Genomic DNA, 14,050 nt, shown 5'->3' with positions numbered 1-14,050 from the left:
CTTGCTGCCCGCGCGTCGGCTGATGTCCGGCGGGGGCTGCGGTACCGGCCAATTACCATCTAGACCCGTGACACGCGCCGGTAGCAGCGAGGCAGAGCGAAGCGACCACGCGCGCCCATCCGCCGACGACCGGGTAAACCACCGGGTCACCCGGACCGTCGCCGTCGTCGCCGGCTTGCTCGGAACCCTGCTGGCCATCCTGACCCCCCTGCTGCCGGTCACGCAGACCACGGCGCAGCTGACCTGGCCGCAGAACGGCGAGTTGGGCAGTGTGGAGGCGCCGCTGATCGGCTACGTCGCCACCGACCTGACCATCACCGTGCCCTGCCAGACCGCCGCCGGGCTGACCAAGGCCCGTTCGGTGCTGTTGTCGACGGTGCCCAAGCAGGCGCCTAAAGCCATCGACCGCGGCCTGCTCATCGAACGCGCCAACGACGACCTGCTGGTCATCGTCCGCAACACCCCGGTGGTGGTGGCGCCGCTGAGCCAGGTGTTGTCGCCGGCCTGCCAGCACCTGGTCTTCACCGCGCACGCCGACAAGGTGACCGGCGAATTCGTCGGGCTCAAAAAGGGGCCCAACGCCGATCACCCCGGTGAAGCGCTGCGCGGCGAGCGCGGCGGCTACGACTTTCGTCCACAGATCGTCGGCGTCTTCACCGACCTCGACGGGCCCGCACCGGCCGGGCTGGAGTTCTCCGCGACCGTCGACACCCGCTACAGCAGCTCCCCGTCGGCGCTGAAGCTGGCCGCCATGATCCTCGGGGTGGCGCTGACCGTCATCGCGCTGATCGCCCTGCACATCCTGGACACCGCTGATCAAAGCCGGCACCGACGCTTCCTGCCGCCGCGCTGGTGGTCGATGCGACCGCTGGACGCGCTGGTCGCCGCGGTCCTGGTGTGGTGGCATTTCGTCGGCGCCAACACCGCCGACGACGGCTACATCCTCACCATGGCCCGGGTGTCCGAGCACGCCGGCTACATGGCGAACTACTACCGCTGGTTCGGCACCCCGGAGGCGCCGTTCGGTTGGTACTACGACCTGCTGGCGTTGTGGGCGCATGTGTCCACCGCCAGCATCTGGATGCGACTGCCGACCCTGGTGATGGCGCTGACCTGCTGGTGGGTGATCAGCCGCGAAGTCATCCCCCGGCTGGGTCACGCGGTCAAGACCAGCGGCGCCGCGGCGTGGACGGCGGCGGGGCTCTTCCTGGCGTTCTGGCTGCCGCTGAACAACGGGTTGCGGCCCGAGCCGATCATCGCCGTCGGCATCCTGCTGACCTGGTGCTCGGTGGAACGGGCGGTGGCCACCAGCCGGCTGCTGCCGGTCGCCGTCGCCTGCATCATCGGCGCGCTGACCCTGTTCTCCGGGCCGACCGGGATCGCGTCCATCGGTGCCCTGATGGTCGCCGTCGGCCCGCTGCGCACCATCCTGGCGCGCCGCTCCAAACGGTTCGGGCTGTTGCCGTTGGTGGCGCCGGTGCTGGCCGCGGCCACCGTCACCACCATCCTGATCTTCCGCGACCAGACCCTGGCCAGCGAAATGCAGGCCAGCGCACTCAAATCGGCGGTCGGGCCGAGCCTGGCCTGGTTCGACGAGTACATGCGCTACGAGCGGCTGCTGATGCACACCCCCGATGGATCGGTGGCGCGGCGTTTCGGGGTGTTGGCGCTGGTGGTCGCGCTGGCCGTCGCGGTGGCGATGGCGCTGCGCAAGGGCAGGATTCCGGGCACCGCCGCGGGGCCCAGCCGGCGCATCGTCGGCATCACCACCATCTCGTTCATCGCGATGATGTTCACCCCCACCAAGTGGACGCACCACTTCGGCGTGTTCGCCGGGCTGGCCGGCTCGCTGGGGGCGCTGGCTGCGGTCGCGGTCAGCGCGGCGGCGATGCGGTCCCGACGCAACCGCACCCTGTTCGCGGCGCTGGTGCTGTTCATCCTGGCGCTGTCGTTCGCCAGCGTGAACGGCTGGTGGTACGTGTCCAACTTCGGGGTCCCCTGGTCGAATGCGTTCCCGGAGTGGCGGCTGGCGTTCGCCAACGTGCTGTTCGGGTTGACGGTGCTGGTGTTGCTGGCGGCGGCCTGGTTCCACTTCGTGAACGACGGGGGGCCGGCCCGCTCCCGGATCATCCAGTCCCCGTTGGCGATCGCCTCCTGGCTTCTGGTGGTCTTCGAGGTGGTGTCGCTGACCCTGGCCATGGTCAGCCAGTACCCCGCCTGGTCGGTGGGCCGCTCCAATCTGCAGGCCCTGACCGGGCGGACGTGCGGGCTGGCCAGCGATGTGCTGGTCGAGCTGAAGCCCGCCGAAGGGCTGCTGGCGCCGGTGGGCGCGCCCGTCGGGCAGGCATTGGGCGCCGGGCGCAACGACGGGTTCGACCCCAACGGCGTGCCGACCGACATCTCCGCGGACCCGGTGATGGCGCCTCCCGGCGGCGGGTTCCAGGACGACGGGGTGGTCACCGGCAGCGAGCCCGGCACCGAGGGCGGCACCACCGCCCCCGGTGTCAACGGGTCACGGGCCCGGCTGCCCTACGACCTGGACCCCAGCCGCACCCCGGTGCTGGGCAGTTGGCATCCCGGGGTTCAGGTGCCCGCGGTGCTGCGCTCAGCCTGGTACCGTCTGCCGGCCCGGGACGTCGCCAGCCCGCTTCTGGTGGTCACCGCCGCCGGCCGCTTCGACGCCGACGAGGTCACCGTCGAGTGGGCTTCTGATCAAGGGGCGGCCGACGGCAAGCCGGGTGGAACCGTCCAGTTCGGTGATGTCGGGCCGGCGCCGGCCTGGCGCAATCTGCGGGCCCCGCTGTCGGCGATCCCGTCGAATGCCACCCAGATCCGGCTGGTGGTCACCGACGACGACCTGGCGCCCCAGCACTGGATCGCGGTGACGCCGCCGCGCATCCCCAAGCTGCGCACCCTGCAGGAAGTCGTCGGCTCCACCGACCCGGTGCTGCTGGACTGGCTGGTGGGGCTGGCGTTCCCGTGTCAGCGGCCGTTCGGGCATCAGAACGGCATCACCGAGACACCGAAGTGGCGGATTCTGCCGGACCGCTTCGGCGCCGAGGCCAACTCGCCGGTGATGGACAACATCGGCGGCGGCCCGTTGGGCATCACCGAGCTGCTGGTCAAGGCGAGCACCGTGCCGACCTATCTGCGCGACGACTGGTTCCGCGACTGGGGCGCCCTGCAGCGGTTGACGCCGTATTACCCCGATGCGGTTACGGCGGAGCTGCAGTTGGGCACCGCGACCCGCAGCGGCCTGTGGAGCCCGGCTCCGCTGCGCAAGACCTAGCGCCTCTTTTCTGCTTTTCTGCGCCGAGATCGACACCAGCGCGATGTCCACTCGTGTTTTTCCGCGGTGGCGTCGATCTCGACGATAAAGCGTCGAATACCATCGACCCTCGTGCCCCACGACGACACCTCGCGATCCAGCGTCCGGATCGCCCGGCTGATCGCCATCATCGCGGGCACCGTCGGCGCCCTGCTGTGTGCCGTGGTCCCCCTGCTGCCGGTCAAGCAGACGACCGCCACCATCTCGTGGCCGCAGGGCAGCCACGACGGCCACGTCAGCGATATCACCGCCCCGTTGGTGGCCGGCGCGCCGCAGACCCTGGACATCTGGATCCCGTGCGCGGCCATCGCGACGCTTCCCGCCGACGGCGGCCTGGTGGTCTCGACGGTCCCGGCCGGCGGGGTCGACGCCACCAAGAGCGGGCTGTTCGTGCGGGCCACCAAGGACGCCGTGTTCGTCGCCTTCCGCGACACCGTCGCCGCCGCGGCCAAGCGGGCACCGGCCCAAACCTGCCAAACCCTGCACATCTGGGCCGACATCGGCGGCGTGGGCGCGGACTTCGTCGGCATCCCCGGCGCCACCGGAACCCTGCCAGTCGAGAAGAAACCGCAGGTCGCCGGCATCTTCACCGAACTCAAAACCGACGCCCAACCCGGCTTGTCGGCCCGCATCGATATCGACACCCGCTTCATCACCCACCCCACCCCGCTCAAGGCGGCGGCCATGGGGCTCGGTGTGCTGTGCGTGCTGGCCGCGATCGTCGCGCTGGCAGTGCTGGACAGGCGCGACGGTCGACGCGCGCCACGCAACTGGGCGCGGCTGTGGAACGTCGGGCCCGCCACCTGGCTGGCCGACATCGGCGTGATCGGCGCCCTGGGGGTGTGGCACATCATCGGCGCCACCTCCTCCGACGACGGCTACAACCTGACCATCGCGCGGGTCGCCGGCAGGGCCGGCTACGTCGCCAACTACTACCGGTTCTTCGGCGCCACCGAGGCCCCGTTCGACTGGTATCCGGCGCTGCTGTCCCACCTCGCCCAGGTCAGCACGGCCGGGGTGTGGATGCGGCTGCCCGCGACGCTGGCCGGGGTGGCGACCTGGCTGGTGATCAGCCGTTTCGTGCTGCGCCGGCTGGGCCCGGCCCGCGGCGGACTGGCCGGCAACCGGGTGGCGGTGTGGACGGCGGCGGCCGTGTTCGTCGCGGCCTGGCTGCCGTTCAACAACGGCCTGCGGCCCGAGCCGCTGATCGCGCTGGGCGCGCTGCTCACCTGGGTGCTGGTGGAGAAGGCGATCGCCACCCGGCGCCTGACCCCCGCCGCGCTGGCCATCGTCGTCGCGACCTTCACCGCGGTGCTGGCCCCGCAGGGACTGATCGCCCTCGCGGCGCTGCTGGCCGGTGCGCGGGCCATCGCCGCGATCATCGCCCGACGCCGTGCCACCGACGGCACCCTGGCCCTGCTGGCTCCGCTGGTGGCGGCGGCCACGCTGGTGCTGGTGGTGATCTGCCGGTCGCAGACGCTGGCGGCGGTGGCCGAATCGGCGCGCATCAAATACGTGGTCGGCCCGACGGTCGCCTGGTACCAGGACTTCCTGCGCTACTACTTCCTGACGCTGGAGACCATCGACGGGTCGATGTCGCGGCGGTTCGCGGTGCTGGTGCTGATGCTGTCGCTGTTCGGTGTGCTGGTGGTGCTGCTGCGGCGCGGCAAGGTTGCGGGCCTGGCCAGCGGGCCGGTGTGGCGGCTGCTCGGCACGGTCGCGATCGGCCTGCTGCTGCTGCACTTCACCCCCACCAAGTGGGTGGTCCAGTTCGGCGCGTTCGCCGGGCTGGCCGGTGCCCTGGGCGCGGTCACCGCGTTCGCGTTCGCCCGCATCGGCCTGCACAGCCGACGCAACCTGTCGCTGTATGTGACCGCGCTGCTGTTCCTGCTGGCCTGGGCCACCTCCGGGTACAACAGCTGGTTCTACGCCAGCGCCTACGGGGTGCCGTGGTTCGACATCCAGCCCGTCATCGCCAGCCACCCGGTCACCTCCATGTTCCTGGCGCTGTCGATCGCCACCGGGCTGCTGGCCGCCTGGCAACACTTCCGGCTGGACTACGCCGGGCACACCGAAGTAGCCAACACCCGCCGCAACCGCGTCCTGGCGTCCACCCCGCTGCTGGTGGTGGCCGTCATCATGGTGCTACTCGAAGTCGGTTCGATGGCAAAGGGTTTCGTCGGACGCTACCCGACCTACACCACGGCCGGCGCGAACCTGGCCGCGTTGCGTTCCGGGCTGTCGAGCTGCGGCATGGCCGACGAGGTGCTGGCCGAGCCGGATACGACAGCCGGTCTGCTGCAACCGGTTGCGGGCCAGAAGTTCGGGCCCGACGGTCCGCTCGGCGGCGTCGACCCGGTCGGTTTCACCCCCAACGGTGTCGCCGACGACCTGAAGTCCGACCCGATCAGCGTCAAGCCCGGGCTGGTCAACTCCGACGCCTCCCCGGACCGCCCCAACGCCGCCATCACCGACGCGGCCGGAACCGCCGGCGGACGCATTCCGCCGGACGCACCGGACGGGGTGAACGGGTCGCGGGTGATCCTGCCGTTCGGCCTCGACCCGGCGAAAACCCCTGTGCTGGGCAGCTATAAGCAGGATCAGGTCGCCGCGCACGCCACCTCGGTGTGGTATCAGCTGGGGCCGCGTACCCCGGAGCGGCAGCTGGTGGTGGTCGCCGCGGCCGGTGCCATCTGGTCGCACGAGGAGGACGGCACGCTGTCCTACGGGCAGCCGCTGAAACTGGAGTGGGGCATCACCGCACCGGACGGCACCGTCGCTCAGGCGGGCATCGTGGAGCCGATCGACCTTGGGCCGCAACGGGCCTGGCGCAACCTGCGGTTCCCGCTCGCCTGGGCGCCGCCGCAGGCCGACGTCGCCCGCATCGTGGCCACCGACCCCAACCTGTCCACCGACCAGTGGTTCGCCTTCACCCCGCCACGGATCCCGGTGACCCAGACCCTGCAGCAGCTGATCGGATCACAGACCCCGGTGCTGCTCGACGTCGCGACGGGCGCGAACTTCCCGTGCCAGCGCCCGTTCTCCGAACACCTGGGCGTCGCCGAACTTCCGGCGTACCGCATCCTGCCGGATCGCAAGCAGACCGCGGGATCGTCGAACACCTGGCAGTCCGCCGAGGACGGGGGACCGTTCCTGTTCACGGTGGAGCTGTTGTACACCAGCACCATCCCGACCTACCTGAAGGGCGACTGGTTCCGGGACTGGGGATCCGTCGAGCAGTACCACCGCCTGGTGTCGACCGAGCGGGCTCCGGACGCGGTGATCGAGCAGGGCGTGAGCACGGTGCCGGGCTGGTCCCGGCGCGGACCGATTCGAGCATTGCCATGAGCGGCATCCGCTTTACCCGTTGGGTGGCCACCATCGCCGGCCTGATCGGGTTCGTGCTGTCGGTGGCCACACCGTTGCTGCCGGTGGAGCAGACCACCGCAACCCTGAACTGGCCGCAGCACGGGCAGATCAACAACGTGACCGCGCCGCTGATCTCGCTGACCCCGGTGGACATGGTCGCGACGATCCCCTGCTCGGTGGTGCGCTCCATGCCGCCGGAGGGCGGGCTGGTCCTGGGCACCGCGCCGGCCAAGGGCAAGGAAGCCGCGCTGCAGGGCCTGTTCGTCACCGTCAGCAAGGGCCGCCTCGACATCACCGACCGCAACGTGGTGATCGCCAGTGTGCCAAGGGAACTGATCGAGGCGCGACGCTGCCAGCACATCGACATCAGCTCCTCGCATGCGGGCACGTTCGCCACCTTCGTCGGGTTGCCCGGTCACGACGGCGGCTGGACCGACGCCAACCTGCGCCCGCAGGTCGTCGGGGTCTTCACCGACCTGACCGGGCCGGCGGTCGACGGCCTCGGCTTCTCGGCCACCATCGACACCCGGTTCTCCTCCAAGCCAACAGCGTTGAAGCTGTCGGCCATGATCGTGGCCATCCTCGCGACGATCATCGCGCTGGTGGCGCTGTGGCGCCTGGACCGGATGGACGGCAGGCATATGCGCCGGCTCATCCCAGCGCGATGGCGCTTCTTCAGCGGCGCCGACGTCGCGGTGGTCTCCGGCTTCCTGCTCTGGTACGTCATCGGCGCCAACTCATCCGACGACGGCTACATCCTGGGCATGGCGCGGGTGGCCGGGCACGCCGGCTACATGAGCAACTACTTCCGCTGGTTCGGCAGCCCCGAAGACCCGTTCGGCTGGTACTACAACCTGCTGGCGCTGATGACCCAGGTCAGCGACGCCAGCATCTGGATCCGGCTGCCCGACTTGGTCGCCGGGCTGGTGTGTTGGCTGCTGCTGTCGCGTGAGGTGCTGCCACGGCTGGGTCCGGCGGTGGTGTCGAGCCGCCCGGCGATGTGGGCGGCCGGGACGGTGCTGCTGGCGGCGTGGATGCCGTTCAACAACGGGCTGCGGCCCGAGCCGATCATCGCCGTCGGCTCGCTGATCACCTACGTGCTGATCGAGCGGGCGATGAACACCGGGCGGCTGATCCCGGCCGCGATGGCGATCATCACCGCCGCCTTCACCCTGGGAATCCAGCCGACCGGGCTGATCGCCGTGGCGGCGCTGGTCGCCGGTGGCCGGCCGATCCTGCGCATCCTGGTGCGCCGCCGCCGGCAGGTCGGCACCTGGCCGCTGCTGCTGCCGTTGCTGGCCGCCGGTGTGGTGGTGCTGACCGTGGTGTTCGCCGACCAGACCCTGCGCGGGGTGCTGGAAGCCACCAAGGTTCGCAGCGCGATCGGCCCCAGCCAGGCCTGGTACACCGAGAACCTGCGCTACTACTACCTGATCCTGCCCACCGTCGACGGGTCGCTGTCGCGGCGGTTCGGGTTCCTGATCACCGCGCTGTGTCTGTTTGTCGCGGTGTTCGTCATGCTGCGCCGCAAGCGGGTTGCCGGGGTGGCGCGCGGCCCGGCGTGGCGTCTGATGGGCGTCATCTTCGGCACCATGTTCTTCCTGATGTTCACCCCCACCAAGTGGGTGCACCACTTCGGGCTGTTCGCGGCCGTGGCCGGCGCGATGGCGGCGCTGGTCACCGTGCTGGTGTCGCCGGCGGTGCTGCGCTGGTCGCGCAACCGGTGGGCGTTCGTCACGGCCCTGCTGTTCACGCTGTCGCTGTGTTTCGCCACCACGAACGGCTGGTGGTATGTGTCCAGCTACGGCGTGCCGTTCAACTCCACGATGCCGCGTATCGGCGGAATGACGGTCAGCACCGTCATTTTCGTGCTGTTCGCGTTGTCGGCGCTGTACACATTCTGGCTGCACTTCGCATCCCGGGAGCACGGCGAAGGGCGGGTGGCCCGCGCGCTGACCGTCGCACCGATCCCGGTCGTCGCCGGCTTCATGGTGCTGGTGTTCATCGCCTCGATGGTCGCCGGGATCGTGCGGCAGTACCCGACCTATTCCAACGGCTGGGCCAACGTGCGGGCATTCGTCGGCGGCTGCGGGCTGGCCGACGATGTGCTGGTCGAACCGGACGCCAACGACGGCTACATGACGCCGCTGCCCGGCGACTACGGGGCACTCGGCCCGCTGGGCGGCTCCGACGCCACCGGCTTCACCCCGGACGGCGTTCCGGAACACACGATCGCCGAGGCGATTCACATGACGATGACCAAGCCCGGCGTCGACTACGACTGGTTCGGGCCGACCAAGCTGAAGACCCCCGGTATCAACGGGTCCACCGTGCCTCTGCCGTATGGCCTTGACCCCAAGCGGGTTCCGCTGGCCGGAACCTACACGTCGGGTCCACAGCAGCTGAGCAAGCTGGCATCGGCGTGGTACCGGCTGCCGGCAGCCGATGACGGTCATCCACTGGTGGTGGTGACCGCCGCCGGCGTGATCTCCGGGATCAGCGTGCTGCACGGGTACACGCCCGGGCAGACCGTGGTGCTCGAATACGGCAAGCCCGGCCCCGACGGGCTGGTGGTGCCCGGCGGGCGGCTGGTGCCGTTCGACCTGTACGGCGAGCAGCCCGAGGCGTGGCGCAACCTGCGGTTCGCCCGCTCGCAGATTCCGGCCGACGCCACCGCGGTGCGGGTGGTGGCCGAGGATGCGTCGCTGACCCCGCGGGACTGGATCGCGGTGACGCCGCCGCGGGTGCCCGACGTGCGGTCGCTGCAGGAGTATGTCGGTTCGACGCAGCCGGTGCTGCTGGACTGGGCGGTGGGCCTGGCGTTCCCCTGCCAGCACCCGATGCTGCACGTCAACGGTGTCACCGAGATCCCGAAGTACCGGATCACCCCCGACTACACCGCCAAGAAGCAGGACACCGACACCTGGGAGGACGGCGTCAACGGCGGCCTGCTGGGTATCAGCGACCTGCTGTTGCGTGCGCATGTGATGGCGACCTACCTGTCGCGGGACTGGGGCCGCGACTGGGGGTCGCTGCGCAAGTTCGACACCATCGTCGATGCGGTGCCCGCCGACATCGACCTGGGTGAGGCGACCCGCAGCGGCTGGTGGTCCCCCGGCAACATCCGCTACAAGGCGTAATCCTTTGGCCGCGAGCGGCACGTAGACGACGCGGTACCGGCGTGTCGCGTCGTCCAGGTGCCACTCGCGGTGGGCAAGAACCACCCGCCCGGCGCTGTCAGGGGTGCGCCGGTGCGACCGCCCAGCCGCCGGTGTTCAGCTCGCGCTCGAATAGGGTTTCCTCACCGGGGATTTCGGTGCCGCCGATGGGGCAGCCGGCCGTCTCCCGCATGAACGGCAGGGCGGCCAGGCCGATCGAGCAGCCCAGCATGAGATACGCGGCGGGAAACAGCCGCCACCCGGTGCTGTCGATCACCGTATCGGCGACCAGCGGCGCGGTGCCGCCGAAAAGCGTGGTCGCCACGTTGTAGGAGATCGCGAACCCGGCATAGCGCACCTGAGTCGGGAACATCGCCGGGAACGTCGCCGACACCGTCGCCAACTGGGGGATGAACAGCAACCCCAGGATCGCGAATCCGAGTATGGCCCAGCCGAATCCCTGTGCCATCAGCCAGTACATCGGCAGTGCGAGCACGCCCAGCCCCAGCATCGAACTCCGCCACATGGGTTTGCGGCCGATCCGATCCGACAGAGCGCCGGCGAACGGGATGCAGGCCATCATGGCCAACTCGCCCAGCAGGATGACCGCTGTTCTGCTGCGCTCACCTAAACCGAGCGTCGCGTGCAGATAGGTCGGCTGATAGGTCAGCAGCGTGTAGCTGGTGACGTTGAGGGCGACCACCATCGCGAACATCACCATGATCGGTCGCGCGTAGCTGCTCAACAGATCCACCAGGCCCGGCCTGCGGCGTCCGGCCAGCATCTCGCGCGCCGCGAACTCCTTGAACACCGGTGTGTCGTCGACCCTGGTGCGCAGCATCAGGCCGATCAGGCCCAGCGGCAATGCCGCGAAGAACGGGACCCGCCAACCCCAGGCCACCATCTGGTCGTGGGTGAGCAGGGTTTCCAGCCCCAGAACCACCGCGGTGCCGAAGACGAACCCACCCAGCGTGCCGAACTCCAGGAAGCAGCCGTAGCGGCCACGCTTGTCGTCGGGTGCGTATTCGGCGATGAACGTGGCGGCCCCACCGTACTCGCCGCCGGCCGAAAATCCCTGAACCACACGAAGAACGATCAGCATGACCGGCGCCCAGATGCCCGCCGTCGCATGCGTCGGCAGGGTGCCCATCAGCAAGGTGGTGGTGGAGATCAGCAGGATTGTGGTGACCAGCACCGACTTTCGGCCGATCCGGTCACCAAGGGAGCCCCACACCATGCCTCCGAGCGGGCGCAGCACGAACGACACCGCGAAGCCCAGCATCGTTCCGATGCTGCCGAGCGGGCCGGGGAAGAATGCCTCGGTCAGGTAGGTCGCGACGGCGGCGTAGACGCCGTAGTCGTACCACTCGGCGGCGTTTCCCATCGCCGAGGCCGCAATTGCCTTGCGGATCACCCGGTTTCCGTCGTCGGGTTGCGACACGCGTGGGCTCGCGAGTGGTGTCGCCGGCAACAGCAGGCTCATCGGCCCGCGCCCTGTTGACGCACTGGCACACCTCGTTACGCCGCCGGTATCTCGCCTGGCGATCGCTCGGCAGGAACTGAGATCGTCCCCTGACCGATTCGAGACTCAGCGGTTGCAGCTATACGGAATCGCCTGGCAAAACGATAACCGTTCTGAAACAGAAGTTACTGGAGTGACCAAAGTGTTATGGAACGCTTACCGCGTCGAGACCTACTGGCGGGCCGTCGCGGTGCGGCGAGGGGCTAATGTGCACTGCTCGTTCAGCGCGTTGAGCGCGAGCAGACGCAAATGTGCCCTTTTCTCAACGAAAGTGAGCACATCTGCGTCTGCTCGCGCAAAAGAACTACAGCGCCGTCACCGTCACCGGAATGCCGTTGAGCGCCCCGTTTCCGGACGGCACGTCGATGAACGTCGGCGGCGACAGCACATTGGTGTTGACGCCCGGGGTGCCGTTGGCGATGGACAGCCGGGTGCCGACCTTGCCGTGGCCCCAGCCGTGCGGCATCGACACCACGCCGGTTGCGATCGCGTCGGTGATCTCTACCGGCACCTCGATGCTGCCGCCCTCCGACGTCACGACCGCGAAATCTCCGGTGCGCAGCCCGCGTTCGGCGGCGTCGTCGGGATGGATCAGCAGCGTGCAGCGGTCCTTGCCCTTCATCAGCGCCGGAACGTTATGCACCCAGGAGTTGTTCGACCGCAGATGCCGGCGGCTCACCAGCACCAGGCCGTCCGACGGTCGCTCCAACCGGTCCGCCAGCCGCGGCAGGTCATCGAGCAGGTACTGCGGCGCCAGCCGGATCTTCTGCTCGGGCGTACTGAGCACACCCGGCAGCTGCGGCACCATCGGGCCCAGGTTGACGCCGTTGGGCTCCGCCTTGACCTTGTCCAGGGTTATCCCGTCCGGGTTTTCGCCGTAGCGGTCGCCGAACGGGCCGGTGCGCAACGTCAGGTCGAGCACCCGCTCCGGGCCGCCGTGGTCGTAATGGAGGCGGATCTGCGCGCCGTCGAGGCCCTGGGTGTAACACAGGTAGTCGAACCACCCGTCGTCGAGCACCGCGACGTCGACGTCCTCGGCCGGTGTTCCGGTGCACAGCCCGGTCAATCGGATCAGGATCTCCCATTCGCCGGGCCGGTCGGGGTCGATGGGCGCGAAGACGGGCGGCGAGTACTTGGTCATGCTGTTGATCGCGAACTGCAGCAGCAGGTCTGGATGATGCGGCTGCTCCAGCGGCGACAGGCCGGGCAGGATCACGTCGGCGTGCCGGGTGGTCTCGTTCAGGTAGCAGTCGACGCTGATCATCGCGTCCAGTCCCGCCAGGGCGTCGTCGAGCCGGTCGCCGGCCGGGGTGGACAGCACCGGGTTGCCCGCCACCGTGATCAGCCCGCGGATCTGGCCATCGCCGGCGGTGGCGATCTCCTCCACCAGACACGACACCGGGACCTGCCCGAGCACCTCCTTGGCGCCGCGCACCCGGGTGGTCCAACGCCCGAATTCGGGCTTGCCGCCCTCGAGTCCGGGCTGCGGCTGGGTGGTCAGCGACCACGCCGCCGGTCGCGGGAACATGCTGCCGCCGGGGCTGTCGAAGTTGCCGGTGAGGATGTTGACGACGTCGATGAGCCAGCTGCTCAGGCTGCCGAACTCCTGGGTGCAGGTCCCGATGCGCCCGTAGAGGACCGCACGGTCGGTGCCGGCGAGTTCGCGCGCCAACTCCCGGATCCGGGCGGCGTCGATCCCGGTCACGTCGGACACCCGCTCCGGGCTCCAGTCGGCGGCCACCGCCCGTACGGAGTCGACACCGTCCACGTGCGGTGCGGCCGCACCCAGCGACACCAGGTCCTCGTCGAACAGGGTGTGCACCACGCCCAGCAGGAACGCGGCGTCGGTGCCCGGCACGATCGGCAGCCACTCGTCGGCGCGGGCGGCGGTGGGCGTGCGCACCGGGTCGATGACGATTACCCTGCCGCGCTTGCGGATTCCGCCGATGATGCCCATCACGTCGGGTGCGGCCATCAGCGACCCCTGCGAGGCGGCCGGGTTGGCGCCCATGATCACCAGCAGGTCGGTGCGTTCGATGTCGGGCACCGGGATGGTCCACCAGCCGCCGTACATCAGGTGCGACGTCAGGTTCTTCGGCCACTGGTCCACGGTTCCCGACGAGTAGCTGGTCGGGATGCCCGACATGCCGAGCAGCACGCCGATGTAGCGGCCCAGCGAGAAGGTGTGTGCGCTGGGGTTGCCGATATAGGCGGACACCGCGGCGATCCCGTGTTCGGCGATGATCGGGGCCAACAGCTCGGTGCACCGCTGAAACGCCCTGTGCCAGCTGACTTCCTGCCATTGCCCGTCGACCTTGATCATCGGGGTGCGGATCAGGTCGGGGTCCTCGTGCATGGCGCCGATCGACGCGCCTTTCGGGCAGATGTGGCCGCGACTCCAGGCGTCGTCCTTGTTGGCCCGCACACTGGACACCCGGCCGTCGGTCACCTGGATCTCCAGTCCGCACATCGCTTCGCAGAGCGGACAGGTATGCAGGTGGCGACCGTCTTCACCGATAACGGCCAGCGGAATCTGCAGCCCAGCGGTCATGGCCCGACGGTAGCGCTAATACGCGACGCGTAGGACCGTAAGTCCCGCTGAGTGGACCCGCAAACCCTGCCCACCAGACGCAAATGTGCCCATTTTCGGCACGAAAAGGGCACATTTACGTC

At 69.2% G+C, this 14,050-nt stretch carries 5 protein-coding genes; 3 read left to right on the top strand and 2 right to left on the bottom strand.

Annotated elements, in window-relative coordinates; all coding sequences use genetic code 11:
* Window positions 1–22 precede the first annotated feature (22 nt).
* The 3 genes from AC5Y36_RS06530 (at window position 23) to AC5Y36_RS06520 (ending at window position 9,837) form a co-directional block, all read left to right on the top strand.
* Window positions 23–3,289, top strand: a complete 3,267-nt coding sequence (locus AC5Y36_RS06530) for an arabinosyltransferase domain-containing protein (protein WP_500040085.1) — start codon at window positions 23–25, stop codon at window positions 3,287–3,289.
* Between the two features lie 111 nt (window positions 3,290–3,400).
* The gene (locus tag AC5Y36_RS06525; protein ID WP_500040053.1) at window positions 3,401–6,676 is read left to right on the top strand and encodes an arabinosyltransferase domain-containing protein; all 3,276 of its coding nucleotides are present in this window, start codon (window positions 3,401–3,403) and stop codon (window positions 6,674–6,676) included.
* Window positions 6,673–9,837, top strand: coding sequence for an arabinosyltransferase domain-containing protein (locus tag AC5Y36_RS06520; protein ID WP_500040052.1), 3,165 nt, complete (start codon window positions 6,673–6,675; stop codon window positions 9,835–9,837). Before AC5Y36_RS06525 ends, AC5Y36_RS06520 begins: the two co-directional genes overlap by 4 nt.
* 97 nt (window positions 9,838–9,934) lie before the next feature.
* Here AC5Y36_RS06520 and AC5Y36_RS06515 read toward each other — a convergent pair whose 3' ends face one another.
* Together AC5Y36_RS06515 and AC5Y36_RS06510 are read right to left on the bottom strand one after the other, a co-directional pair.
* A complete protein-coding gene (locus AC5Y36_RS06515; protein WP_500040051.1) occupies window positions 9,935–11,338 on the bottom strand; it encodes an MFS transporter in 1,404 nt (467 codons plus the stop codon).
* Window positions 11,339–11,681: 343 nt separating this feature from the next.
* A complete protein-coding gene (locus tag AC5Y36_RS06510) occupies window positions 11,682–13,928 on the bottom strand; it encodes a molybdopterin-dependent oxidoreductase (protein ID WP_500040050.1) in 2,247 nt (748 codons plus the stop codon).
* Window positions 13,929–14,050: the final 122 nt, after the last annotated feature.

This window comes from Mycobacterium sp. NGS50 (assembly GCF_059812545.1).
The sequence above is the reverse complement of the archived record's forward strand: the minus strand, read 5'-3'. Positions and strand labels throughout refer to the sequence as shown.

Coding starts and splice junctions, on each gene's coding strand:
- AC5Y36_RS06520 (WP_500040052.1), top strand. CDS start 6,673: ATGAGCGGCATCCGCTTTACCCGTTGGGTGGCCACCATCGCCGGCCTG.
- AC5Y36_RS06510 (WP_500040050.1), bottom strand. CDS start 13,928: ATGACCGCTGGGCTGCAGATTCCGCTGGCCGTTATCGGTGAAGACGGT.
- AC5Y36_RS06515 (WP_500040051.1), bottom strand. CDS start 11,338: ATGAGCCTGCTGTTGCCGGCGACACCACTCGCGAGCCCACGCGTGTCG.
- AC5Y36_RS06530 (WP_500040085.1), top strand. CDS start 23: ATGTCCGGCGGGGGCTGCGGTACCGGCCAATTACCATCTAGACCCGTG.